The following is a 25,846-nucleotide window of genomic DNA, read 5'->3' on the forward strand; positions in this document are numbered from 1 at the left end:
GTTTTAACCCTAGTGTGTGCCCATGATGGAACTTGCCGATCACGACCGAGCCTTTTGGGACGATGGCGAATGGGTCAGCTGGGACGAGATTAATCAGCAGATCGAATACAAGGAATGGCGGGCGAAATATCCAAACGCCGACATCTCCCTTGTCCCGATCTTCGAAAGCCTTCTCTCAACGGCATGTAGCTACAATGCCCACACCGGGAAGCATTTGCACGTCTACGGCGATATCGGCGAATTATACGGCGCGATCACCCACGGTATCCGGTTGAACCGAAACTACGCGCAAGGGTCCGACGGACGACTTGGCAACGACCTGATCGAAATCAAAACGATCACGCCGTTCAAGCGGACGGACACCGTTGAAATCAACATGGCGCGGAACTTCAGCAAGGTTCTGATCGTCCGCATCAACGACGAGTTCGATATCAGCGGGAAGCTGATCGACCGGAAATCACTCCCCAAGGCGAAGGGGAAAATCCGCGTAAGCTGGAGTGAGGTTTCCGGTCAAGCGATCATCTAGTCGAACACCATCTTCCGGGTGACAGACGTCGTTCCCAACGTCGCATAGGAACCGTCGTCCAATAGCTTGGCTAAGCCCACGCAGTTGAACCATTTGGCGCTGATGCCATTGTCCGCCAGATATTTGGTCACATACGCCTTCGACCAACCCTTGCTGGTCGATGCCAACCGGTTGCCGCGACCTACGATTGTCTCTTCCGGATTGCCGATGCCTATCGAAGAGCAACGGTAGGCGTCCGGTATGATCAACTTGTCGCCCTCGAAACCGATCCCGCTGATGTTGCCATCGTTCGGCAGGGTCTTCACTTCCCCCGCAGAGATGTCGATGGTCTGAGACATTTGCGCCGCATGAACGCATTCGTAGCCGTCTTTGATGGACCAGCAGCGGGTCAGCGCGTCAGAGAAGCCTCCGACGCCCGATTGCGCAACAAAGCTTCCATCCGCCATCTTCTCCCAAGTCACCTGCTTGCCAGCCGATGGCGGCATATCGACCGGGCGCGACAGGAAGTTCCAAGCGCCGTAACCGGTGGCGATGGTCGCGACGGCGGCTACGCCGATCCAAATCTTGCTCATTCAACTCCGTCCCTTTCCGAACCAACCATGGTGTCTTCTGCCGCTGTCGCCGCGATATTGTCCGCGCTTGCCAGCAACCCCAGTCTCATTCCGATCGAGCGATCCAAGCCAGCGCGAATGTCCGCGGCGGTGGTGCCAGTTAGTTCCGCAGCGGTAAGGCCGAGCAGTTTTATCATCAGCACCCGAAGTTTTGAGACATATGGCAGGAAGTCGCGATTTGCCCGATTGTTCGGCATCAGTGCTTCAATGGCGTCGAGCGCCCAAAGCGAGGTTACCCAGCATTCCATAAAGTCGACCGGCATTTCGCTATACTCTCGTGCCATCATGAGCCGCGAGATAGCTGGCGATTTACCGCCAAAGAATGCGACGAGCGCCCGTGCGACCAGTCGGGGCCATGACTGGGGTGCGCTCGAGCAATCGAGCCCCTTGGGGAGATCGTTGCAGCGCGCCTTGAAGAGCAGGAGCAGGATCCAATAGCGAAGACGGAGGACCTCGGCTGATCCGATGGCATCCCCGTCATCTTCGATTTCCTCTGCATAGGCCCAGATATAATATTCGAACTCTTTGGCATCTATTTTCCGACGCTCGACGGGTTCCGGGTTGACCGAAGCTAGCGCTGCGGACTCGACGTCGGCATCCGGCACGTCATCTATATCATCCGTTTCTTCGCCCATATCGAGCCAGCCGTCATCGTCGCGATCGGCGCTGGGCTCACTGCGCCCGGTCAACAGATTGAGGAAATCGCGAATGCTGTCGGTGTAGGTGCCCGCGAGACTATTGGCTCCGTTCCCACTCCCCCGCGCACTGCCTGGGCGCGCTTCGGTGAATTCCTCATAGCTGAGATTTGTGGGGTCCGCCGCCGCCCCGACTTCTTTCGGTTCTCGCGGGCGGGCGCTTGCGATCGCGGCACCCTCTTTGCTCTGCGAGAAATCGGCCCGGACCAGCGTTTCGAATGCTTCGTGCATCCATAGCTCAAAATCGGTTCCATCGGTGAATTGAGAAAGCGCACGAGCAACGCGGCCGCTGGCTGCTTCCCGGCGACTTTCTCTCAGCGCCTGACGGTGCGAAACATGGGCCGTCGTTGACACAAATTCGCCGCGGACAATGCGCGCAAAGAACAGCTTCTGCTGAAGTTCCGAGGTGATCGGCACTGCTAGTCGAGAGCCCGCGCTTGCAAAGGACGCCGCTGGAATGTCGTCTAGCAGTGCGCCGGCACGGTCTAGGAGCTGGATGATACCGTCTCCCGCATCGCCGATAGGTGGCTGCCAGAACAGGGAACCTTGATCCGTTTCAAAGGAGCCAGGACGCCGCGCCTCCAAGATCGCCAGCGGGATTTCAGGCAGGTCTTCGCGGTCCGCCAATTGGGAAAGCTCAAGCCGATCAGCGTCGATCCAGCGATCGAGGCCCAATGCTTTGACTGCGGTCCCCGCGGGCAGCCGCCGATAGACGCAGGCCTCCGCGTTGCTGCCGGCGCTACTAAGCGCCGCAGTCGTGCAATTCGCGCTCCCAAAAAGGATATGGTCATGATGCTTCGTCAGCGCGACGAAGACTTTCGCATGAGTGAAGCGCGAGTTCGGGGAATTGAGATCTACGAGCCGAACCTTTTTTGCGAAGGCAGCTTCGGCGGGGAATTCGTGGTGTTCGCTGTCGATAGGAAGGATGATTTCTTTGGGCGAGAGCTCCGCCGCCAATTCAGAAAGGGCGCTGAGGTTGCTATCCCAATAAGGGCTGACAACGAGCAGCTTCCGCACCTTCTCGTTGCCGATCCATTCCACAAACTGGTTCGAAATTCCGCGATCGGTTGATGAAGGAAGAAAGCCAATCGCAGAGCCGTCGTCGAGTTCCTTGAGCGGCGCTCCGACCGGCCCTTCCAGCCACGGCGCCCGTTCGCGTGCCCAGCGCAGCGCATCTCGTGCGGGCGACGCTTCCTCTGAAACTAAGGAGTTCAGATACTGCCAGATGGCGCGTAGGATTTCACGTTCGGGTCCATCTTCATTGCCAGACTCGATCTCGATGGCGATTTCCACGTTTCCGCCGAGGCCGGCGCCGGTGGCGTTGGCCGAGCTGACAAATGCCCTTCCCGTTTCGCGACCGAGTTGCAGAATGATCTTCGGGTGGAAGATGCCGTCACTCGCTGGTGGGCTATGGAGTGCGTAATCGCGGCCGAGCGCGACGGGCAATCTCGAGCCGTCGGTAAGCGCCATAGCCGCCATGCGATCGTCGGCCACCAAGAGAAGATTGTTGGCGCCGCTGGCCCTAAGCTGCGGCAGCAGGATTTCTTCAACCGCCGCGAATTCGACCGCGAATGTGGTTGTGATGGCACTATGAAAAGGCTTGCGGGGTCGACGGCCCAACCGTTCAGGTAGTTTCATGCGGCTGCCTCCAGCAAGGGAAGCGCGCGCGAAGTCGGACCATCTTCATTCAAGAGGTGAATGTCTTCAAGAAACTGGATCGCAGGCATAAGGCGAGGTGTCGTCGCGACCGGCTGATAGTTTTTGAGATAGATCAGTCGGCCGTCCCGTACCTCGAACAGGAAGGTATAATCTCGCTGCCGGCGCAGCTTCTGCATCGCAACCCAGCTATGACGTCGAACTACACGTTCGATCATATAGTCGGCGATCTTCTCGATGACGGTCTGATCTTCCTCCGAGGCCAGCCAGTTTAGCTCGGTGCGCAGAGAATGCGCCATGCCGCGGAGAGGAAAGCCTCGATTGATCCGGTCAGCGAGATCGGGACGGTCCAAGGTCCGTTGATGGAGCGCCGCCATGAGCTGAACGGCCGCCATCGCCTTCTCATCAGGGGCGCCGCGCCAGTTTGTAATCTGGTTCCAGGTCTCTCTAAAGTCGTAGGTCTCGCGGACATTCCTAGACCGGAATTCACGCCATGATCCGGCGAATCCCAGCTCGGATTGCGACGTGAGCTCGTCGACGACTTGCGCGCGGATTTCGAGAATCGGCAATCCGCCGTCGGCGGAATTGAGCAGCGAGAGGGCCCAAGCCAGCAGGGACGCGGCCGCCACCTGCATCAGGTCCTGACAGTTGTAGACTTCCCAGTTCAGTCGTTGAGCCTCAAGCTCGGCGGGCAGAGGATCCGCGGGCACATCGAAGAGGTGCCATCGGACATCTTCCGGTCCGGGAGCCGCTTCGATGGCGCGCGCTGTATGGAGGACGAGCCGCAGCGATGCGCTTCGACTGTGCGCGTTCTCCGAGGCAGTGTCACCTTCGGCGAAAAGGAGCATTTCGTAAAATTCGCGCTCGGCGCCGTCTTCGTCGATTTCGGACGGAGCAATTGGGCTAAGGCGCTCGAGTTCGCGAGCACTCACGCTGGCGTCGGCGATCTTCTTCCTGAGCAGCTTTGCGACGTCTGGGCCGATCGCATCGGCGAATAGGGTCGCGGCTCGCTTGCCGAGTTCGCGTGTGGCGACTTGGATGCCATGCTTATTGTAGGTGAAGAGCCCCATCTCTTCCATCTGGGAAAAATATGCGCCTCCGAAGACGCCAAGCGCTTGGCGCAAATATAGCTTCTGCGATCGATCGGTTGAAGCGGCGGCGGCGAAGTCGATGACCTTCTTGTCTACGGCGAGCCGGCCATTTGCCCATTCCGTTCCGCCGACACCCGTCTCTTCGGCATATGCGGCGACGAGGGCGTAGAGCGCCTCAGCTTTGCGGAGCCAGGTTCGCCATGCCTCGAAATCGTCGGACGCTCCGCTACGCGCATAGGTTTCGCTGACCCAGCAATAATAGCAGTAATAGCGCATTCTGAGGGTAACATTGCTGATACCCGGCAAAAGGGCTTGGTAGAGCAGCACGCCGCTATTTTGGATGCCTAGGGGGTCTAGGCCGCGCTTGTCAGCCTTCTCCGTCCACTGCGGTAATAGGTCCAAAATTTCCCCCTATTGAGGGCTCCAAGACTTGGTCCCCCTTATCGTATAAGACGTCTCGCGCGCCGTTTTCCGGAAGTTAGATCGAGACTGTGTAATCTGGCGTAGCGCCCCCAGACGCTGCCTCGACATATCGAATTTGGATCGCAGCGCCATGAAGATTTGCGCCGTTGCGGAACGATATCGAGCGCGACGGTGCGGCCAAAAGGTAGTGCTAGCCCGAAGTGAGGTCAGTTGGTGATTGCAAGCTCAATCAGGTTTCGGCTGATATCCCTTGAATGCGCGACGAGGCTGCGCGTGTGTTCGCGCAGCATGAGCTGCCCGATGATCCCTTCGACATAGGCCGGGTTGGTCTTGTCGATGACTTCCAGCGCAGTCTTGCATTTGTCAGGCGGGCATTGCTTGAGGGCCGATAGCACGTAGTCGGACCCAAAATGCTCAGCGACCGCGGCGAGATCGAACATGTCTCGCGGTTGGAGACTCCAACCGCGATAGAACACCTTTTTTGCAATAATTTCTGCCGGAGTTTCAAGCGCGACAGCGTGACCTCGTACATCGGTCGCTGCGGTCGGGTCGAGCAGGATATTGTCGCAGCAAATGAAGTCGATTTCGCCCAACTCCTCATATGCGAGCTTTAAGACATCCGTGCCGGCCTGATAGCTATCGGGAGCCCGTTCGAGTTTGATACCCTGTGTTTCCGGGTTCAAAAACGGTAAATATTGTGGATCGTCCAGAAACAGATCGATGTCGTGACTCTCCCGATGGTCGATCTGCAGCATGAGCGCAGTCCCGCCGCCAAAACTCCAACTGGGTGAAAAGCCGTTCGCTTCGTTGAAGTGCTTCAGGATATCGATTGCGAGATCGAAAAGGGCCGGCCATTCGCTTGGCCGCTTCTCGGGCACGGCGTCAGGCCGCCAGCGGCAATGCGTAACCCGAAAGCTGGGAGACTTGCTCAGCGACTTGGCTCGCTAGTTGCTCATCCACATTCATGGCCCACATGAACTGCTTCTGGACCTGAAGCGGAACTTCGGAGAAGAATGCGAAAACTGGCGCATTAAAGCTAATCGCGCTATCGGAATCGACGATCATAGCGGCAAGCTGATGTGCAGAAACAGCCGCCCCGTAAGGGGCGTTCACCGTAGTAAGCACTTGAGTTACAGCGTTTGCCATCATCCGACTCTTAACGCGACCCTCTCTGGATCGTTGCTCCTATATAGCTCTGAGCTGTTATCAAAACAAGAATGGCGGCTTTCCTGGGCAAACCCGGCTCAAATTCCGCTGCGTCGGAGCTTATCTGTAACCGCAAAACATGCAGAAACTTGCCGTTCTTGGGTGTTTCCTGTATGTTCGCATCGAAGGATTGGCCCATGAATGACGACGACAATTTCGCGAGGCGACTCTACGATCCGTCGCACCCGCTGTACGTTTCGTCAGCAGCGGAGGATGGACTCGCACGACTAACCAAGAACCGTGGCGACATGAAGGAGCTTGGGCCTTGGGGTGCGCGCCTCTTGTATGCCGGGCTGGCGGTAGTTGCCGCCTATTTCGGGTTCATCCTTGTCTTCGGAACACATTGACCACGGCCAGCGGTTAATTCCGCTGGCCGCGGGCGTCAGCGCTTGCGACCCTTCCCGCCACGCGGCTTTGGATCATGTTCGATGTGAAGATGATTGTTCGCCGGATTGTCGCGGAACGTCTCAAAATTGACGTCATAGTCCGGTCCGAGGCGTTCGCGAACATCGCGAGCCCACTGGCGGCCCTGCGCAATGCTGATGTCATTCCCGCGCAGATCAAGCCCCTTCCCTTCGGGATGCAAACTACCGCGAGAATGCTGACTGTCGCGGGCAGACGTTACGATGCGCTGCGGCAACCCGAGCGCGTGAGCCGAGGCAGCAGCGGCGGTCAACGCCGGCGCCATGCTCGAGTCCATTGAATTGAGATTTGCCCCGCCCTTAACGCCGAGGCCGGCGGCGGCGGCTACTCCTCCCAGATTTACCCGGTGCCCGCCGAGAGGCGCGTCCGCCGCGTTATCGAGCCCGAGCGCCCTCATCGCCGACGCCACGCCTGGCATGGTGCGGATGACCCACGAATCGTTCCGAGCCTCCGCCGTTGCACCCAGGCTGTCTGCCTGCCGCCGATCGCCGAGCAAGGTTGCCCTCATGCCGTGACCATATTCATCGAGGCGCGCGACGCTCCCATCGAGTCGACCGCTCACATTATCCTCGAGCGCTACGTCACGTGCCGTACCGGAAACATCGACCGCAGGGCCGCGCGCTGCGATCTCGGCCATACCGGCAGCGCCGATCGCGCGTATGTCGTCGGCGGTAGAGAACGAGGGTCCCACAATCGTGCCGGCAGGAGCGTCCGGAACCACGCCGAGGTCGCGGTGCATCTGATCAACGCGATCGTCCATGAACTGCTTCAGCAAAGCGTCTTGCGTCATCGCCTGCGTCGTCGTCATGTTGACCAGGCCCGGGTGATAGCTCTGATCGAGATGACGATTTTGCGGGTCCATCATTGCAGTTTGAGCATAGCGGACGAATTCCTGGCTCAAATTCTTGTTCAAGGCATAGCCGTCGCGCTCGAACTGCGAGAATTCGCTCGACCAACGCTGATACCGTTCTTCCGCGCGCGAAGCTTCCTCGCTGAGGCTTTGTGAGTGCCTCAGATCCTGCGATACTTCCTGCCCCAGACCACGGACCTGACTGTCGGTCGACGACGTGGTTGCACGATAGAAGCTCTCGCGCGCTTGCCGAGCAGCCTCCGAATTCGATTCCCTTTCAAGCCACTGATAGGCGTCAGTGTTTGCGTTCTGAGTTGAAACGCCCTGTTCTGTGTTCCTTCTGTCGCTCGAATTGCCGTCGATGCCGATCTTCCCATCGACTTGACCTGAGAGCGGCCCGCGTTTTCCACTTACCGCACCCGACGCACCAACTCCCGCCCTTCCGGTCAACACCGTATCACGAGCCAATTTATCCGCTTCGCTTTTCGTCATGCCAAATTGGGTCTGAAGCGTATTCGACCACTGTGACGAAAGATCTTGGACCTGAGCGATCGACGACTGCAGCGAGCGACCTTCTTCGGTTGTTGAGCTCGCCGACGTCTGCGCCGTGTCGAACAGCCGCGCCGATTCCGTGCGCGTCGTCGCCCAGCTATCGTTCGCCGCAACGCGCTTCTGCTCGACGACACCCGACCCTTGGCTAAGCCCCTTCTGCAGCTGCGACCCATAATCCTTGCTCGCCGAGATCGCGAAGCCAAGGTTCGAAATGCCCTGACTAGTGTCGTAAGCGAAACTTCCATCTTCGTTATAACGCATGAACGCGCCATCCCCGGCGCGCTGCTGGATGGTCGCGGCGCCAGTGCTGAAGCTCGGGGCTGTCGTGTACTGGTCCCGCTGCAGCGTGTTGACTTGCCGGTTCATCAGCGAAGCGTTGCCGTACGAATAATTGCCCGTGGTCGCTTCGGCCGCGGCCTGCTCAGCCGCATTCTGGCTTGGCGAGAGAAAGCTCGCGGAATGCGACGCGATCGCCATTGCGCCTTTCGCCATGCCGGCAGCGATGAACGGCACGGACATGATCATATAGCCGGCGAGCGCGCCGACGTCCTGGTTGACAGCCGAGATGCCGGAGAAGTTGGCGGCCGTCATCCCACCATTCGCGCCCCACGATGCAAGAGAATCCTGCCAACGCGACATGAAGATCATGTTCAAAATGACGAACAGCGGCCCCCAGGCAGCCAGATAGAAGAAGCCCGTGATATAGCCTTTGGCAACGGTCATGCCGTTGGTGGGCAGCAGCATCAGCAGGAACAGGATTGGGAAGAGCGAGTAGAAAACGACCGTCAGAACGATGTTCAGCAAGGGAACCCATTTCATCGCGCCCGACGCGATCGTCGAATAGGTATTGCGGGTCTGAATGTCCGCGCGAGTCTGCGCGAACGCATCGATCGAACCCTGCGCGGATCCGCTAGCAAAGCTGTCGCGCGCCTCCGTCAGCGCATTGATGAACATCGCCTGCCGAACGAGCTGACCGCTGCTCGAGCCCATTCCTGCGGCGTTCATATTACTGATGTCGTTGTTCAGGCGGGTCGACGCTTGCGCAACCGGAATGCCGGGGAAGAACTGAGCTGCAATTTTGGGAGCTGCGATGGCGTAGTAGTTGCTCCAGCCATTGCGAATGAAATTGTAGGCCGTCTCGCAGGTGACGATGCCCGATGTGCCATCGGGATAGATATACTGCTGCGAAAGCGCGACCGACCCCGGCCCCATCGCAGTGAGCAGATCCGAGGACTTCAGGGTGTCGTCATAGGTTTTGCGGCCGAGCAGGATGTCATAAAAGACGCACTGCTTGAAATGCTCGTTCAGGTTGGTCGCATAGACCGGATCGTCGATCCTCAGGCCCTGCGTAGCATCGAGCAACTTCGCGCCATAGATCATGCCTCCGGTCGAATAATTGAGCACTTGGGGCATGGCGAACACGGTCTCGGCGGCTCGCGTGAGATAATCGCCGATCTGGCTGGTGAAGCCGGCGACCAGGCCGAGGCCGACCGGAACATTGTCGACGACCGCCGCCGTCACGCCTGGGTTGGTGCGATCGGTAACTTTTACCGAGATCGTGGGCACCATGACGACCAAATACATCAGGGTCGCCTGCATGAACCATTTGAGGAGCGCCCGCGGATCCATATTCCACGCCGTGACGAGGAGCGCCCAGGTGAACGCCATGACCATGACAACGCGAATGAGGCCACGGTAACCACCGGAGCCTGACCACGACGCCACCGCGTTGAAGACGTTGACGAGATACTCCCCGCCCCCGACCGTGAACACCTCGATCATCGCACGCGCTCCTTCAGCCCGGAATCAGGGCCGCAAACCTTGCGCCGACAAAGCGCGGGAGAAATTCAGGGATGCCGCCATCCCCGGCGCCATGCGCGTCTGCAGGGTGCTTTCGATCATCATCGCGCGATCGACGATCTCAAAGGTCCGCGTCACGCGCTGGTTCACCGTGCTTTCGCGCTCGAACAGCCGCTGGCGCACGCGCGCAAGCTGTTCGTTGAACTGGCGCAAATTTTCGGAATCGGCTTGATTGCTGTTGTTCGACTGGCCCGAGGCCACCTGATCGAGCATCCGCTGGACGATCGAGTTGAGCAGGTCGATCGCGGTGACTTCGGCGAGCGAGTTGAGCTCGCCCGGCGACAGGTTGAAGCCCGAGGCCGCCTGTACGGCAACAACCTTGTAAAGCGGGATGCTGGCAACGCCGAGGAGGTTCTTCTCTTCGGTCGTCAGTGCCGCATTGCTCCGCACCTTGTCGCTCATCGACTGGATCAACATTGCAACACGAGGCCGCAATGCCGTAGCCCCAAGCGCCGGGATCGTCCGCTTGCCCGGATTGAGGCACTTGTCGGTTTCGTCACAGCCGAGGACGTCGATCTCCTTGTCGCCGTCAAGCAGCGCATCGAGGATCGCGGGATCGCCCTCCCCCCTATAGATGATCGGGAGCGGGTCGTTGTCCGATGGACGCTTGCCCACGACGATCGTGCCCGTAAGCGTCATGACGAGCTCGCGCATCTGCCGATCCGAGCTTTCAAGCGGCGATTGCTTGATCATGTCCCAGGCGTAGTTTTTCGGGCCCGGGGTCATTGCCGCAAGCGCCAGGTCGGTATTCGAATTGATCGTCGACGATCGCTCGCCGCCATTACCGCATCCGCGACGCGACTTTGCCCAGTCGGAGAAGCGCCCTGCAGACGTGCCGATCGACTGGCAAATTCGATCCTCCGCCGCGTCGACCTTCGGCCATACGGCGCCGACGGCCGCGGCGGCTGCCTCGCAGCTCTGCATGTTGAACTGGTTCACTTTGTTGGCGATGTCCTGCATCTGGTCGATCACGCCGCCGATTTGCGGACTGATGCTGTCGATTGCGAGCTTGAAGGCAAAGCCGATGGCGTTATTCGCGATCGCCTTCAGGTTGGCGACGAATTCCGACATGTTGATGAAGGAGAAGGAGCCCGAGAAGATGTCGATGCCGCCGCAGCCAGCACGGACTTTCGGAAGCTGGATGTTGGCGGGATAGACGCTCTTTTGCGGGAACCGGGCCCATACGGAGCCGAGCGAGTAATAGCCCGCGGACTGGCCCTGATAGGCCGTCGCCCCGGTAGCATTAGCCGACGCGCCCATATCGTTGAAGAAGTCGCTCATCTCGTCGCCAACGCCCGCCTGTGCCGGCGCCGCGGCTACGGAAAGCGCAATGATGCCAATCCCGATCCGGGAAACGGCCACGCGGATCCGCGCGATGAATTTGATGTCGACCATCAGAAGTCGCTCCCCACTTTGGTGCTCGTGAGCATGAAAATGCGTTCGGTGATTTCGTCGGCCGACAAGATGCCGGTGCCGATCGGTATCGGGCGACGAGTCACGGTGTCATAGAGCACCAGCGTCGGGGTGGCCTTGGTGGTGAGGCCCATCTTGGCGTGCTGCCCGACGTCGACGACGTAATTCGGGAATTCGCGGTTCGGTCCGCCGTCCATCGAGACGGCAACGACATTGAAGCCGCTGTTCATCGAAAGCGATTTCAGAATGGGTGCAAAGATCTCGCACGCGCCACAGCTCTGCGCGTAGAAATAGAAGATCCCGTAGCGTTTCGAGAGATTCCGGAGCGCCTGCTCCTGTTCAGCCTTGCGATTGTCGATCCAGGCGCGCTTGGCGAGCGTCGAAACGGGACGCTGAAGCGTATAGTCGAGCTCTGGGTTCTGCCACATCGACCGCTGCCAGACATCGGAGAACATCGAGGCCCGATCGAGCTGCTCGCGCTGGAAACGAATATAGGCTGTCACATTCACTTCCGACGGCTCGAGGATTGCCCGCGCCTTCAGCTCGTCGAGCTCCTTGGCGATCGCAGCCAGCCGTTCGCTCGCGGCTGTCGACGGCGGCGGCGGGGCATTCGGATTGGGTCGCGGTTTCGGTTTGTCGCAATAGAACCAAGTTCCGAGTTTGCGGGCGCCGCAGTAGAAGTCTTGGCTGGGAGAGGGCCTAGTCGCATCAGGAGAGCGATCTTCGACCGAAGATTGTGCTCGAATAGGTACGCCGGAAACGACGAGCAGTGCGCCGGCAAGAGCAATCGCGCTACGGATCGCCGTCTTCATCATTCTTCTCCGTTTTGAAAGGCTGCTTTGCCGCGATCGCAGCGCCGCCTTGGCGAGCGACGATTTGTGCATTTCGAGAACTTCGCGCCCGAGCGGGGTTGTCTGAACCTCGCGCTCCTCGCCTATGTGATCCACCGCTCTGACGAGGACCGAAAGCCGTCGGGATGGAATCATCTCGTCAATTTCCTCCCGGTCCATGCTGCTTATAATAGGCATCGATCTTCGCCTGGATGTCGCTCGCCATCTGCGCTTCATCGGGAAGCTTCACGGCTTCGAGGAAGTCCGCATAGATGTCGGAGAAATCCATCTTGCTGAGGTCGAGGCGCGAGAATTCGTCGACCGTGAAACCGGCGCATTGTCCTTCCTTGGGCTTCCCCCACGGCTTGTTGATTTGCGGCCGCCCCTGCTCCTGCAGGATCCGCGTCAACTTCGATTCAAAGCAACAATAGGCCTTCCGCTTCGTCTGGCAGACGCCGAGGAAGCTCGATGAACAATAGCTGCCGATCGAGACGCAAAGACCGAGGCGATCCTTTACGTCGAGCTGCTTTTCTTCATTCGAGCAAAGGAACGTGGTGAGAAACTGGGTGGCGACGCCTGCGAGCGCTGCAGGTCCGCCACTGAGCCCCGCCCAGGCGGCCGCCGCGGCGACGCCGCCGGAGAACAGGCCCGACACCTTACCAGCGCAGCAGTTGACCAAACCGAATACGGGCTTGTGACACGTCTCGCGCGTGCCCTTGAAAAGCCCCATCGTATCGGGATCGAATTCCTTGCCGACCTGATCGATCGCGCCCATCGCAACGAGCGCATCCTTGAATTCGTTCGAGGCTTCCTCCTCGATCTCGCTGCAGCTCCCGTTGATGCAATACATCGACCCGCCGCAGACATATTCCTTCACATCGGTCGGCGGAGAATTCGGAATCGGGCATTTGAAGGTGCGCTCGGTGACCTTGCAGGGGCCGTTCGGCTCCTCATCAAGGCACGTGTCCCGCACGTGACTGCATTTGGGATTTGACTCGAGCTCGGCGCACTCGCTCTGCCCCGCGCTCTCGCCGTAGCAGGTGCCATTCTGTTCGGTGGCGCCGGGCGGGCAGACCATCGTGACCCTCGCCGGCAGCGAGAGGGTCATTGAACAGGTCGTACCCGACAGCGTGTAATTCGCCGGGCAGCTATAGTTGGGCTGCGCCGGATAGGTCTTGGTGCAGGTCGTGCCCGAAAGGGTGAAGTCGGTCGGGCAGCTATAATTCGGGGTCGCAGGCTGCGTTTCCGTCTTGCTGCACATGTTGCCGCTGAGGCTGTACCCAGACGGGCAGGAATAGATCGGCGTCGCCGGCTGCGAGAGGACCGACTTGCACTTGTCCCCCTGAACTTCCCATCCGGTCGGACAGCTATATGTCACCTCCGCAGGCTGCGCGAGGTCGATCGTGCAAACCGAACCGGACAGCGAGCCGCCATTGGGGCAGCTATAGGTAACCGGCGCGCTCGTCTCATCGGTCCGCGAGCACGTCGTTCCCGAAAGATTATAGCCAGACGGGCAATAATAGACCGGGGTAGCAGACGTCGACGTGACGATCGTGCACGTCGTACCGTTGAGCGTGCCGCCACTCGGGCAAGTATGCGTGACCGTCGCCGGCAGCGAGCTGCTCGTATTACAGATGCTTCCGGCGAGCGTGCCGCCACTCGGACAGCTGTAAGTGACCGTCGCTGGGCTGCTCGAGCTCGTCTGGCACTGCGTGCCGTTAAGCGTCCCTCCGTTCGGACAGCTATAGCTTACGGTCCCCGGCGTCGCGGTCACCATCGTGCACATCGATCCCTCGACGACATAAGCGCCAGGGCAGGTATAATTGACCTTCGGGTGGAAGAAGCACTTCGTCCCGCTGTAACCCTGCGCTTTTCCTTCCTTATAGAAGCCGGTCCAGGTAGTCGGGCAGGTCTTGCCCGTCTTGGCGAAGCCGCAGTAGGGCGCATTTTCGAAGGTATAGAGATCCATCGGCAACGCCCAGCCACTGCACTGATAGACCGGCGTCCCCGGCGTCTGAGTCGTCGTCATGCAGTTGGTGCCGTTCGGCGTACCCCCGTTCGGGCAGCTATAGCTCGCTGTTGCGGCATAGCTCCCGGAGGTAACGCATTCGGTGCCCTGCAGCGTACCGCCGTTCGGACAGCTATAATTGGGTGTCGCGCCATAGCTTCCGGTTGCCGTGCAAGTCGTTCCGACGAGGGTATAGCCTGATGGACAGCTATAATTCGGAATCGCCGTATAGGTCCCGGTCTGGGTGCAGGTCGTGCCATTCAGATCGTAACCGGCAGGGCAGGTATAATCGACGTCAGCCGGCTGCGAGAGCGTGCGCGAACAGGTGGTGCCCGAAAGATTATACCCGGCGGGACAGCTATAGCTTGCCGTGGCGGCATAGGTCGATTTCGAGCGACAGGTTGTCCCTTCAAGGACGTAACCGGTGGGGCAGTTATAGTTCGGCGTCGCCGACTGCTCGAGCGTCCGCACGCAGCGATCGCCTTCGAGCATATAGTCAGCCGGGCAGCTATAGCCGGTAATCACCGCGGGCTCAGTCGTCGTGCGCGTGCAGTTCGTGCCCTGCAGGGTGAACCCGGCGGGGCAACTGTGGCTGGATACCGAAGCGGGCTGAGTCACGACGCATGTCGTTCCCTGCAGCACACCGCCGTCGGGGCACGTATAGGTAACGTCCGCAGGCTGGGTCAGCGTCTTCGTGCAGGTCCGACCGACAAGGGTATAGCCATCGGGGCAGCTCAGCTCCTCGACGCGATCGGGCGTCGTGACGGTGACGCCAACGTCGCACGTCGCGTCATAATAGTCCTGCTTCTCACCAACCTTTACTTCCTCGCAAGTGCCAGGCGTGTTGCTGATGTTCTCGCCGAGCTCGGAGCTCCCGGCGTTCTGATTGATCTCCTCGCCCTTCTTCATGATGTCTTCGAACGACGAAGGATCAACGGTCGCGCGATTGGCGTCCGCGCCCATCATGAATTCCCAGGCTTCGTTACCGACCGCATTGCCGCCCGCGGAATTGAGCGCCCCATCGTCGGTGCCGAAAAGGCTCGAAAGATCGCTCGGCGCCGTCGAATAGCCCGGAATGACGTCGCCGGTGACTTCCTGATCGGGAATCGAGGCGGCTCCCTCTTTCCCTGATTTGGCGAACGCTTCGCCATCCTTGCCGGCAGCCGAAATCTCTCCGGATGGCTGCGATGTTTGCGCCTGAACAACCGGGATAGGACCGACCACCATGGCGACCGCCGCGACGATCGCGACGAGTGAACGGCCCAAGCGCCGAACGCCGGCGCCAGCGACGCCTTCAGGTTCGATCGAAGTTGCTGGTCCAGAGCTGGCGTCGATCATGACCCCTGCCCTTTTTTCAGGCGCGCCAGCGCTTGGCCCGCGATCGCCGAACCGGGGCCACGACCGTCGACGAATGTCTCGAGTGCATATTCGAGCGGCACATTGCCGCTCATCCGATCATAGGGCGGCACGGACGTCCGGCAGTTGAACCCGTCACAAAGTTCGAATTCCGATGTCACGACGACGATCGCCGGCACCGCCGTCACGTCGAATGCGCGAAACAATCGCGGATCGATGCCGATGCTGCCGTAAGCATCCTGGTTGTCGACAACCTTCATGATCCCCTGTTGAAACGCCTTCATGGAATTCCCGGGGAAACCATTAAACACGACAGTGCCGCCTGCTTTCGCCGTATCGCGAATGAGCTGCTTCAGGCTTTGCTCCGGCATCGACAGCGATGCGAAAACGATGAGCTGAGGCGCGCCCTTGTCGCTGGCCTCAAGCTCTTTGGAGGCGGCCAGCATCTCGTCGAAATCTATCGCCCCGGTTGGCGCTCCCCCGAGCACAGCCTTATTCTCGCTGAGGTTGCGGTTCCCGCCGTCGGCCGCCTCGCGCGCATCGGCGCGCATTTCATCACCCCGGCGCGCCACTTCGCGGATGAGCGCCTCCGCGTCGGGATCGGCCGCTTCACCGCGGCTCAGGATATGCTGAATATCGAGGCCATCGACATTCTGCGCCAGCGCGATGCTGCCGCCGCAAGCCGCCAGCAGCACGGCCGCGGAAACAAATTTCCCTTTTCTGGAAAGGTTTTTCAAAGGACGCAGCAATTTCGCTTCCTCCACACGAGATAGCCCATGTCTTCGCCAACGGCGGGATAGGTGTTGCCGGAACCCGGCTTCATGTCGGAGGCGCCGATCGGCGGGCACGCCCAGCGGCCCTTGACCATCGGCGACGGCACCGTGGCCTGGAAGCGATATTGCTGCTTCTTCATGATCGGCATGATGTATTTGCCGCAGAGGCCTTTCTTGCCCATCGTGCCCCAGGCAATGCCTTGCCGGTGAAGCTTGAAGGCGAAGCGCGAGAGGGCCAGCCGGCTCGACTGGACGTGGCCGATGTGCCCCGAGATGTTTCCGTTCATCGGGTACATTGGCCCTAGGCAGCCCGCGCACCAGAAGAGCGGATCGAGCGGCAGCTTGCCGGTGGCGGCACCGCAGTCCGCCGCGCACGCCGTCTGCGCGAGCGGATTGGCGAAGAGCGCCACTTCCGGATTGATCAGCGCTGTCAGCGTATCATCCTGCCAGAGCGGGTCGATTTCAGTGACATAGGCGATGTCGAACGACGACTGCTCGAGGCAGGCCATGTCCGTCAAAATCTCCATCCAGTAGAGGAGCGGATAGACGTACCAATGGACATGCCATTTCGCGCCGCGATCGTGACCGTCGACACTATCGGCCGCGCGGCCGTGCCCAATGTTGAATCCCGGCGAGATCTTCTTGCCGCCGAGGCTGGCGAAGCACCACGGCTTCATTGTGACGTCCGCGAGCCTCACCGGCTCCCAAAAACCCATCGCAACGCCGATGCGCGGAAGCGGCGAGCCGCAAGCGCAGATCGGCAGATCGGGATTGTCGGTGTCGGGCCGATCGGACGGAAAAATCTTCAGCCCGCCAACCGAAAGGGGAAAGAGGCAAGACCAGCACACGTCGGTCACGGGGTTCACGAACTTGCCCGTGCACTTCCCTGGCGTGCCATCGATGCCGGCAGCGCTGGCAATAGCCGGCGCCGCCATTGCCACACCAGCGGCCGCGAGCGTCATGAACGCGGCCGACCGAAGTCGCCGCAGGCCCGACCGGAGCGAGGTGCGAATAAGGCCGATCATTTCCGCCCGACCCCGAGCGGAATTTCGGAAACCTTCATCGTCCTGCCATTCGGTTCCACGACCGCCGGCACCGCGCGGATCCCGAACCGCCCGACAAGAAATCCGCCCTGGTCGAAATAGAAGCGGCGCTGATGCAAGGTCATCGCGTCGAGCGGAGCGCCCTTCACCATGATGAGCTTCGCGGACTGATCATCGAACCGGCGCAAGGCCCAGCTCATTTGATCCTTGTCGTCGCCGTCGATGAAGACGAGCTTCTGGCGCACGGTCACGAAATCGAGCGGATTCACCCGCTGGCCCGCGCGGGCGATCACATTGCCCTTGTGATCGAGAATGTCCTGTTCAACGCGCATCGCCGGATCGAAGATCCAGCTCCGATCGCGCACCGCGAGGCTTATACCGGCGACGGGGCGTGGCCGACGAACACCGGCTTCGGTTTTGCGGGTCAACTCGGCATTCATCCGCTCGATGCCGCCGCTTGCTTCCAGCGTTCGAAGCTTCTGCTCGATAGTCCGCAGAAGATCCGGCTCGGAGATCCGGAATACGGCGCCCTGCTGACCATAATCCTTGGCGCTGGCGATCGGCGCCATGCCGATGATCGCCATTGCCACGACGAACGAAAGAGCCACGCGGTTCACAGCAACGACCACTTCGATACGCCGACAATCTGCCTGGCGCAGACAAACCCGATTGCAGCATAACGGCTGTCAAATCCGTCAGGATGGGGACTACCCATATAATAGCAGTCGTTCGGGATCACGCCTGTCGGCCCGGGCTCCAGTTCTTCGCCGGCAGACGACACGGGCTTGAGCTTTGCGACCAGCTGTTCCGACGGAGCTTCGTTGCCGGCGCCGGCGGCCCAGCTCACAACCACATCCGCTCCGCGATGCGTCACAATATCACCGGGCAGACCATAAACGATCTTGCCGAACACGGGCGGCTCGGCTCCAAAATGGGCATGGACGAGGGCATTGGACGGCGGCGCAAAAAACGCCACTTCGCCGCGCTTCACAGCCTTCCCGCGCTCGAAATAATAGGCCCAGTTCGGCAAGGAGGGCGAACGATTAATGAAGAACCCATGGCTCTGCGCGTAGGCGTCGAGCGACAACCACGCGCTCGTTCCTGCTACCAGGCCGACAGCAAACAGCGAATTTCGCAGCATGGGCGAGCGAATGCGTCCCATGATCTCACTGCCCGCCGCCGGGCAGCAGACCGCCGCCACCGAACACCGGATTCGCCGCTGGCGGCGCCTGCACCGGCGCTGTCGGCATCATTCCGGGCATCGCCGGTGCAGGCGCCGGCGCAGCGGTCGCTACGCGCGGCGGCGGGTTGCGCTTGATGAACTCGCCGACCGCCGCGCGGATCTCCGGTGTGATGTCGGGCATCGAGGCCGCTACAACTGCCTCGCTCACGACGATCGTCTCGCCGGCGGCCGCGCGCTCCTGAAGGGTGCGCTGCATGGCGGCCATGAAATGGCGCGTATCGGAATCAACCTGCTCGGGGCTCGCGCCCGATCGGGCCTCCGCCATGATGAAATCATTCGCCATCCCGGCGAGGCTGATCGACACGATCCGTCGTTCCTTCAGGATCATGAGCTCGCGCGTGGCCCATCCACCCCAGAGCAGTGCCGCGACAAGGGCGGTGCCGCCCGCAATTTGCCCCCATGAGAAGCCGGCGAAACCGCGGCGACGGGAAGGGGGCGCCGCCGCGGCCTCAGTCGGAGGAACGAGCGGTTCCCCGCCGATGGTCAAAGCCAGTTGCTCAGTCATTGGACATGTCCCCCTTGGATGTTGCGGTGCCCGAGAGCAGCGCAGCGCGCCGCGTGATGCAGAAGAACAGCACCAGACCGCCGAAGAGATACAAAAGGATCTCGGAGAATTCGGAGCGGCGCTCGCTGTCGGCCGCGAGATAGTGATTGGAGAGATTGGCCGTTTCGGCGAAAAACTGGTCGACGCTGAGATTGGCCATCAAGGCGAAGAAACCGAGCATCACCCCTGCAGCAGCAAGGCAATTGATCGCCAGCCAGCAACTGACCGAAACGAGCGAATAGGCGATGTCCTGGAACAACCGCCGAGGCGCGATAGCGGGCTTCCGCATCCGCGAGGTTGCCAGCGCCGTCATTCTGCAGCTTCCGCATAATCGGCGCGGACGCCCCGCTGTTCCTGCACCGATCCGGGGAAGGCGACTTCCTCGATCGCCTCCGCCATGCTCATGCCGGCGGCGGTCTTCGCGTCGATCGCGGCGAAGACCTGAGGGCTCGAGGAATAGAGCGTCGCCGAATAGGGATCGAGCACCAGACGGCCCATCGCGAGCATCTCGGGCCCCTTGATGAGCACGTCCGAATATTCGGTGCCATTTCGTTTCAGCGACCGCATCATCGCTTCGACCGCATCATTCATGTCGAAGCGGTCGAGCTTCTTGAAGTCCGCGATGGTCTCGGGCTTCTGCTGAAGGATCAGGAACCAGTCGCTGTTCTCGAGCGCCGCGATCGATCCTTCCGACTTGTAATAGTCGTTGAGCGATTGGGTGGCGGTGATGAGCGACGCGCCATATTTGCGGCAGGTTCGGGCGTAGGTCTCGACGAAATCGGCCATCGACCCGCCCTTTAGGAGCTGCCAAGCCTCGTCGAGCAGCAGTGCCTTGCGGGTGCTGCGATCCTTCCGCATCGCCTGGCTCGACAGGAACATGATGGCCGTCAGGACCACCGAACGCAGCTCTTCGCGCGCCGACAGGTCCGAGAGCTCGAACACGGTCAGATCGGCGCCGATCTTCAAGGTCGATTGCCCTGTGAAGAAGCGGCCATAGGTTCCGGCGCTGGAAAATGGTCGCATCGCGATCGCGAGCTCTTCGCCCTGGATATGCTGCCTTGCGATCAAGGCTTCGATCACCCCGTCGATCGAACCTTCGGCGCCATTCTTTTCCCATTCGGCGTTGACCGCGGCGTCGATCAGGCCGCGCTCGGTATCGTTGAGGCGGTCGATATGGCGACCCATCTGACCGATGATCGCCTTCAGCATGGCGATGCAATCGAGCCGATAATCTTCGTCGCGCTCCGCCTCCGCCGCGTCGATCATCGAGAAGGGATTGAGGCAGAAACCAGAGCTCATCGTGAACTCGACGAATGCGCCACCCTGCAGCTTGCAGCTATGCTCGAAGCTGCGGCCGTCATCGATCACGATGACCTTCGCGCCGGCGCCGACCAGCGCCGAGGTGATTTCCTGCAGGGCCACGGACTTGCCCGAGCCGGACTTGCCGAAGACCGCGACATTATGGTTGCCGGCGCTGTTCTCGAATGGCGACCAGAAGAAGGGCTGACCGCGGCGACCTAGGAGCAACAAATGGGGGATCGGCCCGCCATTATATTCGCCCTGCAGCGGCGCAATATTGGCAACCGTCGTGGTCAGCATCGTGCGGAAGCGTTTCAGCCGCTCAAAGTCCTTCGCGAGGCCGTTGGCCATCGTGAGCGGCATGACCGAGATCAGCCCCGCCATCTGCAAATAGCGTTCGTCCTGAAGCTCCCAACCCGCCGCCTTGTAGACCGCCTTGAGATTGCGTTCGTGCCGATCGCCCTCACCGTAAGGCGAGACGCTCATCACGCTGTAGAAGACGCGCACGAGCTTCTGTCCCTGCCGGAGCTGGTCCTGGACATATTCCCACTCGCGAGACTGGTCGCGGATTTGCGGAGTAAACTTCGCGCTCTGCGAATTCGCGAGGCTGGTGGTCCGCATGAACTTGAACGCCGCGCGCGACGTCGCCGCCTGTTCGTCGGGATAGGTGATGGTGAGCATCGTCGCCACCGGACAGGGCATCCGAAGCTTGTCGAAATAGGGATCGCCGATGAGCTTTACCGTGTCCCAAGGCGCCCAGCGCGGCGGGAGGTTGCGGATCGCGTAACAGCGAATGTCGAAGCGATCGGGCACGATCTCGCCGATGTCCGGCACGCCGTCCTGCAGCGCGCCGAGCGCGCGAAAACGCTCCGTTCGGATCAGGATGCGATTGGGATCGGTGACGATCTCCATATCGCGGCGCACCGCTTGGTCCGCGATCGGATCGAAGCGATTGTAATCAACGACATCTTCCCCCGACACTGTGGTTGGCGACGTCAGATCGTCGACGAGCTTCAGAAGGCCAACGGGATCGAGAATCTGCGCCTCGACGTCGATCGAGCGAAGCATCGACGCCATCGACTCCCGAAGGGTGATCAGCTCCTCGTCGCTGACCTTCGCGCCCTCCGGAACGCCAAGCGAAACGAAAACGCGGTGCGAACGGAGATGAAAGGGCGCGTCCGCCGACAGACTCGACCACACGCCGCCCTCGAGATAATCGGCGCGGTGCTGAGCAATCCGCTCATAGACGCCCTTCGCCATCTGGCGCGGGATGAACCATTGGACCATCCGTTCCGCGATGCGCGGACTCATCCATTGCAGGATCTGGATCGACGTCTTGTCCGGGATGCCTTCGGACAGAAACTGCGAAATGATCTCGCTCGTCCTGTCGTCGGCACCGACCAGCGGAGACACCTCGAGGATCCAGCCCCGCGATGCGCTGTTGTAATATAGTCCGTTCTTCTGGTCGAAGCTCCGATAGGGCAGCCAATCGGCGAACATCGGGATCGACGTCGACGGGACGGCCTTGTCGACCTTGCGCGGCCCGCCGAGCAGATCACCGAGCAGCTTGTCGAACCACCCCGCCATTACTGGCCATCCGGAGCGGGTTGAGCAGCCAGTGCAGGCGCAGACACGACCGCATGGTCGGCGGCTGCAGCGGCGGCTTCGCTTTCGGAGGGCGGCACCGCCACCGGCTCGGGACCCTTGCGACCAGCAGCCAGCCGGCGTTCAACTTCGGCTCGGAAATTTTCGCCTGAAACCGGCTTGCCCGACGTCGGTACCGACGCGCTCGCTATCTCGGCGGGCGCGGGCGCGCCCGCCGCGAGCTCGACCAGCGACAAGCGTGCCGGGGCCGAGGAAACCGAGGCCGCCAATCGGCGATCGTCGCTTGCTGCGCCGGCAAGCTGCGGTTCGACGTACACGACCGTTTCATCGCGCCAGCGACCGAACCGGTCGGTTCGCGCCGGCAGCACGACCTTCAACGACCCCGCCGAACGCGGCGCAGCGGGATCGGCGGTTACTGCACCGGCAACCGCACCCGATGCCACGCCGCCGGTCATCGAGGCGATCGCCTGGTCATCGATGTTCGATGTGGGCGAACAAATCCCGTCGGGCGCACGGCAAATGAAATTGCCTTTGACGTTGCCCCCCAGCGAGGCACACCCGCCGAGGCAAATGAGGCAAGCACCTGCAAGCAGACCCAAGCTACGCATGTCGTCAGCTCCTTCCGTTGCCGATTTCGAAAATCTGAACGCGCCTCGACCGAAGGGCCCGCAGCGCCATCGCTCCACCCGCCATGCTGGCGAACAGGATCATGCAAATCGCCAAGGCCTTGAAAAAGGCGAACATGAGAGCAAAGCGGCCAGCGGGTCCGAACTCCGCGAAGTAGGAATTGACGATGATGATCATCCCGACCTGGCTCGCGAGGAAGAGGACAAAGATCGCGCCGCCCAATCGATCGACCGGAGCCATCACCGGCCTCCCTTCAGCCAGGTCTCGAGGACCGCTCGCGGGCGATAGCCCTCGAGAACCGTTCCATCGGACCGGACGAGGACGGGCGTGCCGCTGAACCCGTTCGATCGGGCAAAATTCTCATTCGCATCGAGGCCGCTGGTGTCGCAGCTCGCCGGGGCCACTTCCGCGCCTGCATAGGCTGCCCTCAGGGCACGCGGCTTGTCCTTGGCGCAATAGACGCGATTGGACAGATCGCGCGTCCCGAGGGTCGAAATCGGCCGTTCGATCACCCGGACATTCATTTGCTCGAGCTCGTTCGCGAGCGCACGGCAGAAACCGCAATGAAGATCGGTGAAGATGGTGACGGGCGTGCCCGATGGATTACCCCAGACGATCGCGCCCGAGGCAGGCAGTTTCGAGAGGTCTACCTTCTGCGCGGCAGCCGGCGGCTGGGCCGCCCGTCCTGCAGGACCAGCCGCCGCCATCTGCGGGACCGGCGTTTCGCTTTCCTCCTCGAGACCAGCTTTCGCCGCACCACCGAGCAGCATGTCCGGATTCATCTCGAGCAGCTTTGCCGCCGTCAGGTCCTGACGCGACTCCATATCGTAGACGCGGCCGACGATCAGATACCGCGCGGTCCCGTCGACGTAGAACAATGTCTTGCCGGCAACGACCTCGCAGAGCCCCGCAACCTTGTCGCAGTCGATCTGCGAGACCTGCGTTTTCGGGAGGCGAGTCTTGAGGAGCGCCGAAACGCGGGTCGGCTCAAGCCGATCGGCGGCATAGACTGCGGTCGCTGCGCCTCCGAGGAGCAATGCGGCGACCAAACCAACTTTGAGCTTCATGTTCAGCCCTTTCCTCAATTGCGAATGAAGGCGCCGTCGAGAAACACGATCTCGACTTCAACGCCGGTGGGCATCTCGATGACGGGCTGATATTGTTCAGCGCGCTCGATCAGATATTGGGAGAGCATGTCGCCGGCCTGGCTTACGCCTTCACCGATACCGCCCTTGGCGATGTCGCCGGTCGACAATTTCTGGCGCTCGCCGTTGACGACGGTCGTGGTCCCCGAGAGGAAGCTGTTCGAGTTGGCCGAGAAGCCGCGACCGATCCCGCCGACCAGACCGGCGAAGAATGCTTGCATCGTCAAACTGCCTTCGCGGCTCACCACGCGGCCACGGACCCCGGTCTTGCCGCCGAACGCGATGAAGCCCTTGACCTCGCTTTCGGCATAGCGGCCACCCGGTTGCGGGCAGGTCATCTTGGCGAGCTTCACATAGACTTTCTCGGATGAGAGATCGCCGCGCGCTGCGCCGTTGACCAGACACCCATCGATGCGCGTCGTCAGCACCTTGCCGTTCTGCGCAACCGACCGCGCGGGCCCCACGATACGGAGGACCACCGGAAGCGGATCCGACTGCGATTGAACATTCGACGCTGCATCGACCCCGACGATGACCCGGGCTTTCGCATAGCTATTCGCCGGGAGATAATTGGGGCTGTCGGACGCGAAGAGATTGCTGGTCGGCGCAGATTTGCTGCCGCCACCGGTCGCTGCCGGCGTCGCCGCGAAACTGATCACCTTGAGCTCGCGCCGCGCTTGCGCCCCCGCGATCGCACCGCCGCCGGCTGCATCATAGGCTGCAGGACCACCGGCACCATAGAGCGCCGTCGGGCCAGCGGAGGGCCGCGACGACGCTTGCGCCGCCGCGAGCTGTTCCTTCAGCTGGCGATTTTCATCGTCATAGGCCGAAAGGACCCGCGTACCTTCCGATGCCATGTTGGAATTTTCAGAGCGCAGCGCGTCAATCTGTGCCTGCATCTGCTCGAGCTGATCGCCCTGCCCTTGCATGCGGCGAAGCTGGTTATCCTGGCTGTTCAGCCGGTTCTCCGACATCGACAGCCATTCCTTTTCGGAAAGGTTGCGCGCCGCCAGATCGTCGGTCGAAACCTTGATATTCTCCGATGCCAGATCCTTGCCCGGCGCATTCGGACCCTCGTCCGTATTGCCGGTGAAGAACAACCAGTAGACCGCTGCGGTCAGGAGGAGACCGCCGACACCGAACAAAAGCATCCGCTGGCGCTTTTCGACGCCTTCGTTGACCGACAAGCTCGCGCCTTCGGGAACTGCCGGCGCTACGGCCGCCTCACCGCGCGGCGAACCGCGTTTCAGGAATGACCCCAGACCTGTCATGATTAGCTCCCTTGCTTCCGGGTGACGACGTAGGCCGACGTCGCCTGTCGCGGCGCCAGCTTCGGGTTGGCGATCGACACCGCGATCGCGTCGACGGGGGCTATCCGCCCCTCAGTGATTTCGACGGGAGCGGGCGAGCTGTTCTCGATCCGGACGACGCGGCCGACGACATCGAGGCCCTCATATTCGGCGACGAGCTGCACGGTGAGATCGCCGGCCTGGACGGGGACAAGAGCGGAGCGACGCATCCGATAGCCCGGGACGATTTCCTGCGACGCCATCGCCTGGATGAGGCGCACTGCCGTCTCGTCCGCGTCGGGCGCGTCCTCTTCTGATTCCGTGACCGCCTCCGCCTTTGCCAAGGCGAGCGGGTTCGACACGAATATCTGCTGGGCCTCGATCGCCTCGATCCGGCAGCCGAACTTGTAGACATAGCCCTTCTTCGTCGTCCCGAAGAACGACAGGACTTTCAGGCGAAAGCCCTCCGGGACCGACAAATAGATGTCGCCGCGCGTCGGCTCGTTGACGACCGAGAAATCATCCAGCGGGTTCGTCGGCTGTACCTTCGACACGCTCGCGAACTCGTCACCGATAAGGCTGATGCGCGTCAGATCCTTTTCCGACGCGACGCACGCGACACGGGAATTGTCCTCGACCATCACAGTCTCGTCCGCGCGGGCGCTTTGCGCGGTTAGGATAGCCGCGCCGATCATCGTCACGCCGAGAACGCGCTGGAGCCGATCCATTGGGCGCGACGTAAACAGCACGCCGCCGGTGCCGAGTGCCATAGGCATGA

At 61.0% G+C, this 25,846-nt stretch carries 23 protein-coding genes; 2 read left to right on the plus strand and 21 right to left on the minus strand.

Annotation, left to right across the window (positions count from 1 at the left end; all coding sequences use genetic code 11):
• Positions 1-22 precede the first annotated feature (22 nt).
• Entirely contained in the window at positions 23-526 is a 504-nt protein-coding gene (locus tag FG95_RS04640; RefSeq protein WP_037554255.1) for a hypothetical protein, read from the plus strand.
• Here the strand turns inward: FG95_RS04640 and FG95_RS04645 are convergent.
• From FG95_RS04645 to FG95_RS04665, 5 genes are all read right to left on the minus strand, one after another.
• Complete coding sequence (locus FG95_RS04645) at positions 523-1,098, minus strand: hypothetical protein (RefSeq protein ID WP_037554256.1); 576 nt, start codon at positions 1,096-1,098, stop codon at positions 523-525. The two genes, FG95_RS04640 and FG95_RS04645, sit on opposite strands and share 4 nt — an antisense overlap.
• Entirely contained in the window at positions 1,095-3,470 is a 2,376-nt protein-coding gene (locus tag FG95_RS04650) for a hypothetical protein (RefSeq protein WP_037554257.1), read from the minus strand. Before FG95_RS04650 ends, FG95_RS04645 begins: the two co-directional genes overlap by 4 nt.
• On the minus strand, positions 3,467-4,981 hold the full coding sequence (locus FG95_RS04655) for a hypothetical protein (RefSeq protein WP_141237228.1): 1,515 nt from the start codon (positions 4,979-4,981) through the stop codon (positions 3,467-3,469). The genes FG95_RS04650 and FG95_RS04655 overlap by 4 nt, the downstream gene beginning before the upstream one ends.
• A 227-nt stretch (positions 4,982-5,208) precedes the next feature.
• On the minus strand, positions 5,209-5,880 hold the full coding sequence (locus FG95_RS04660) for a nucleotidyl transferase AbiEii/AbiGii toxin family protein (protein ID WP_037554259.1): 672 nt from the start codon (positions 5,878-5,880) through the stop codon (positions 5,209-5,211).
• Positions 5,881-5,884: 4 nt separating this feature from the next.
• Complete coding sequence (locus FG95_RS04665; protein WP_228383955.1) at positions 5,885-6,151, minus strand: hypothetical protein; 267 nt, start codon at positions 6,149-6,151, stop codon at positions 5,885-5,887.
• A 194-nt stretch (positions 6,152-6,345) separates the two neighbouring features.
• On the opposite strand from FG95_RS04665, the gene FG95_RS04675 reads away from it, so the two are divergent.
• Positions 6,346-6,555: a hypothetical protein gene (locus tag FG95_RS04675; RefSeq protein WP_037554261.1), complete on the plus strand. Its 210-nt coding sequence runs from the start codon at positions 6,346-6,348 to the stop codon at positions 6,553-6,555.
• A 35-nt stretch (positions 6,556-6,590) separates the two neighbouring features.
• On the opposite strand, the gene FG95_RS04680 is transcribed toward FG95_RS04675, so the two are convergent.
• The 16 genes from FG95_RS04680 to FG95_RS04755 all read right to left on the minus strand — a co-directional run bounded on the left by FG95_RS04680 (position 6,591) and on the right by FG95_RS04755 (position 25,844).
• Entirely contained in the window at positions 6,591-9,815 is a 3,225-nt protein-coding gene (locus FG95_RS04680; RefSeq protein ID WP_052182091.1) for a conjugal transfer protein TraG N-terminal domain-containing protein, read from the minus strand.
• A 24-nt stretch (positions 9,816-9,839) separates the two neighbouring features.
• Positions 9,840-11,288 (minus strand): conjugal transfer protein TraH, encoded by a 1,449-nt coding sequence (locus FG95_RS04685; RefSeq protein WP_052182092.1) that lies wholly within the window; start codon positions 11,286-11,288, stop codon positions 9,840-9,842.
• Positions 11,288-12,121, minus strand: a complete 834-nt coding sequence (locus tag FG95_RS04690; protein ID WP_037554262.1) for a conjugal transfer protein TraF — start codon at positions 12,119-12,121, stop codon at positions 11,288-11,290. The genes FG95_RS04685 and FG95_RS04690 overlap by 1 nt, the downstream gene beginning before the upstream one ends.
• 175 nt (positions 12,122-12,296) lie before the next feature.
• Complete coding sequence (gene traN / locus FG95_RS21330; protein WP_052182093.1) at positions 12,297-15,482, minus strand: conjugal transfer protein TraN; 3,186 nt, start codon at positions 15,480-15,482, stop codon at positions 12,297-12,299.
• A complete protein-coding gene (trbC, locus tag FG95_RS04700; RefSeq protein WP_037554264.1) occupies positions 15,479-16,237 on the minus strand; it encodes a type-F conjugative transfer system pilin assembly protein TrbC in 759 nt (252 codons plus the stop codon). The genes traN and trbC overlap by 4 nt, the downstream gene beginning before the upstream one ends.
• The gene (traU, locus tag FG95_RS04705) at positions 16,234-17,235 is read right to left on the minus strand and encodes a conjugal transfer pilus assembly protein TraU (protein ID WP_081933013.1); all 1,002 of its coding nucleotides are present in this window, start codon (positions 17,233-17,235) and stop codon (positions 16,234-16,236) included. Before traU ends, trbC begins: the two co-directional genes overlap by 4 nt.
• 59 nt (positions 17,236-17,294) lie before the next feature.
• The gene (gene traW, locus FG95_RS04710; RefSeq protein ID WP_235211459.1) at positions 17,295-17,933 is read right to left on the minus strand and encodes a type-F conjugative transfer system protein TraW; all 639 of its coding nucleotides are present in this window, start codon (positions 17,931-17,933) and stop codon (positions 17,295-17,297) included.
• On the minus strand, positions 17,930-18,457 hold the full coding sequence (locus FG95_RS04715; RefSeq protein ID WP_235211460.1) for a S26 family signal peptidase: 528 nt from the start codon (positions 18,455-18,457) through the stop codon (positions 17,930-17,932). Before FG95_RS04715 ends, traW begins: the two co-directional genes overlap by 4 nt.
• Before the next feature lie 25 nt (positions 18,458-18,482).
• Positions 18,483-19,064 (minus strand): TrbI F-type domain-containing protein, encoded by a 582-nt coding sequence (locus FG95_RS19790; RefSeq protein WP_052182094.1) that lies wholly within the window; start codon positions 19,062-19,064, stop codon positions 18,483-18,485.
• Complete coding sequence (locus FG95_RS04725) at positions 19,057-19,416, minus strand: hypothetical protein (protein WP_040110187.1); 360 nt, start codon at positions 19,414-19,416, stop codon at positions 19,057-19,059. The genes FG95_RS19790 and FG95_RS04725 overlap by 8 nt, the downstream gene beginning before the upstream one ends.
• Positions 19,413-21,989 carry a type IV secretion system protein TraC gene (gene traC / locus FG95_RS04730; protein WP_037554269.1) on the minus strand — a complete coding sequence of 859 codons (2,577 nt, stop codon included), beginning with the start codon at positions 21,987-21,989 and terminating at the stop codon, positions 19,413-19,415. The genes FG95_RS04725 and traC overlap by 4 nt, the downstream gene beginning before the upstream one ends.
• On the minus strand, positions 21,989-22,615 hold the full coding sequence (locus tag FG95_RS19795; protein ID WP_052209038.1) for a hypothetical protein: 627 nt from the start codon (positions 22,613-22,615) through the stop codon (positions 21,989-21,991). Before FG95_RS19795 ends, traC begins: the two co-directional genes overlap by 1 nt.
• A gap of 4 nt (positions 22,616-22,619) precedes the next feature.
• The gene (locus FG95_RS04740) at positions 22,620-22,811 is read right to left on the minus strand and encodes a hypothetical protein (RefSeq protein WP_148309294.1); all 192 of its coding nucleotides are present in this window, start codon (positions 22,809-22,811) and stop codon (positions 22,620-22,622) included.
• Positions 22,812-22,873: 62 nt separating this feature from the next.
• Positions 22,874-23,701: a DsbC family protein gene (locus FG95_RS04745; protein ID WP_037554272.1), complete on the minus strand. Its 828-nt coding sequence runs from the start codon at positions 23,699-23,701 to the stop codon at positions 22,874-22,876.
• 14 nt (positions 23,702-23,715) lie between these two features.
• Positions 23,716-25,050: a TraB/VirB10 family protein gene (locus FG95_RS04750; RefSeq protein WP_081933007.1), complete on the minus strand. Its 1,335-nt coding sequence runs from the start codon at positions 25,048-25,050 to the stop codon at positions 23,716-23,718.
• 2 nt (positions 25,051-25,052) lie between these two features.
• On the minus strand, positions 25,053-25,844 hold the full coding sequence (locus FG95_RS04755; protein WP_228383952.1) for a type-F conjugative transfer system secretin TraK: 792 nt from the start codon (positions 25,842-25,844) through the stop codon (positions 25,053-25,055).
• Between the last annotated feature and the right edge of the window lie 2 nt (positions 25,845-25,846).

This window comes from Sphingopyxis sp. LC363 (assembly GCF_000756385.1).
GTDB lineage: Bacteria > Pseudomonadota > Alphaproteobacteria > Sphingomonadales > Sphingomonadaceae > Sphingopyxis.

What these genes read in the sequence shown, in the direction of transcription:
- FG95_RS04680 (WP_052182091.1), bottom strand. Translation starts at nt 9,815, where the DNA reads ATGATCGAGGTGTTCACGGTCGGGGGCGGGGAGTATCTCGTCAACGTC.
- FG95_RS04665 (WP_228383955.1), bottom strand. Translation starts at nt 6,151, where the DNA reads ATGATGGCAAACGCTGTAACTCAAGTGCTTACTACGGTGAACGCCCCT.
- FG95_RS04650 (WP_037554257.1), bottom strand. Translation starts at nt 3,470, where the DNA reads ATGAAACTACCTGAACGGTTGGGCCGTCGACCCCGCAAGCCTTTTCAT.
- FG95_RS04725 (WP_040110187.1), bottom strand. Translation starts at nt 19,416, where the DNA reads ATGACGGCGCTGGCAACCTCGCGGATGCGGAAGCCCGCTATCGCGCCT.
- FG95_RS04640 (WP_037554255.1), top strand. Translation starts at nt 23, where the DNA reads ATGATGGAACTTGCCGATCACGACCGAGCCTTTTGGGACGATGGCGAA.
- FG95_RS19790 (WP_052182094.1), bottom strand. Translation starts at nt 19,064, where the DNA reads ATGACTGAGCAACTGGCTTTGACCATCGGCGGGGAACCGCTCGTTCCT.
- FG95_RS04750 (WP_081933007.1), bottom strand. Translation starts at nt 25,050, where the DNA reads ATGACAGGTCTGGGGTCATTCCTGAAACGCGGTTCGCCGCGCGGTGAG.
- traU (WP_081933013.1), bottom strand. Translation starts at nt 17,235, where the DNA reads ATGACGCTCGCGGCCGCTGGTGTGGCAATGGCGGCGCCGGCTATTGCC.
- FG95_RS04690 (WP_037554262.1), bottom strand. Translation starts at nt 12,121, where the DNA reads ATGATGAAGACGGCGATCCGTAGCGCGATTGCTCTTGCCGGCGCACTG.
- FG95_RS04675 (WP_037554261.1), top strand. Translation starts at nt 6,346, where the DNA reads ATGAATGACGACGACAATTTCGCGAGGCGACTCTACGATCCGTCGCAC.
- FG95_RS04740 (WP_148309294.1), bottom strand. Translation starts at nt 22,811, where the DNA reads ATGATCATCATCGTCAATTCCTACTTCGCGGAGTTCGGACCCGCTGGC.
- traC (WP_037554269.1), bottom strand. Translation starts at nt 21,989, where the DNA reads ATGGCGGGGTGGTTCGACAAGCTGCTCGGTGATCTGCTCGGCGGGCCG.
- FG95_RS19795 (WP_052209038.1), bottom strand. Translation starts at nt 22,615, where the DNA reads ATGCGTAGCTTGGGTCTGCTTGCAGGTGCTTGCCTCATTTGCCTCGGC.
- FG95_RS04755 (WP_228383952.1), bottom strand. Translation starts at nt 25,844, where the DNA reads ATGCCTATGGCACTCGGCACCGGCGGCGTGCTGTTTACGTCGCGCCCA.
- traN (WP_052182093.1), bottom strand. Translation starts at nt 15,482, where the DNA reads ATGATCGACGCCAGCTCTGGACCAGCAACTTCGATCGAACCTGAAGGC.
- FG95_RS04745 (WP_037554272.1), bottom strand. Translation starts at nt 23,701, where the DNA reads ATGAAGCTCAAAGTTGGTTTGGTCGCCGCATTGCTCCTCGGAGGCGCA.
- FG95_RS04685 (WP_052182092.1), bottom strand. Translation starts at nt 11,288, where the DNA reads ATGGTCGACATCAAATTCATCGCGCGGATCCGCGTGGCCGTTTCCCGG.
- FG95_RS04715 (WP_235211460.1), bottom strand. Translation starts at nt 18,457, where the DNA reads ATGCTGCGAAATTCGCTGTTTGCTGTCGGCCTGGTAGCAGGAACGAGC.
- FG95_RS04645 (WP_037554256.1), bottom strand. Translation starts at nt 1,098, where the DNA reads ATGAGCAAGATTTGGATCGGCGTAGCCGCCGTCGCGACCATCGCCACC.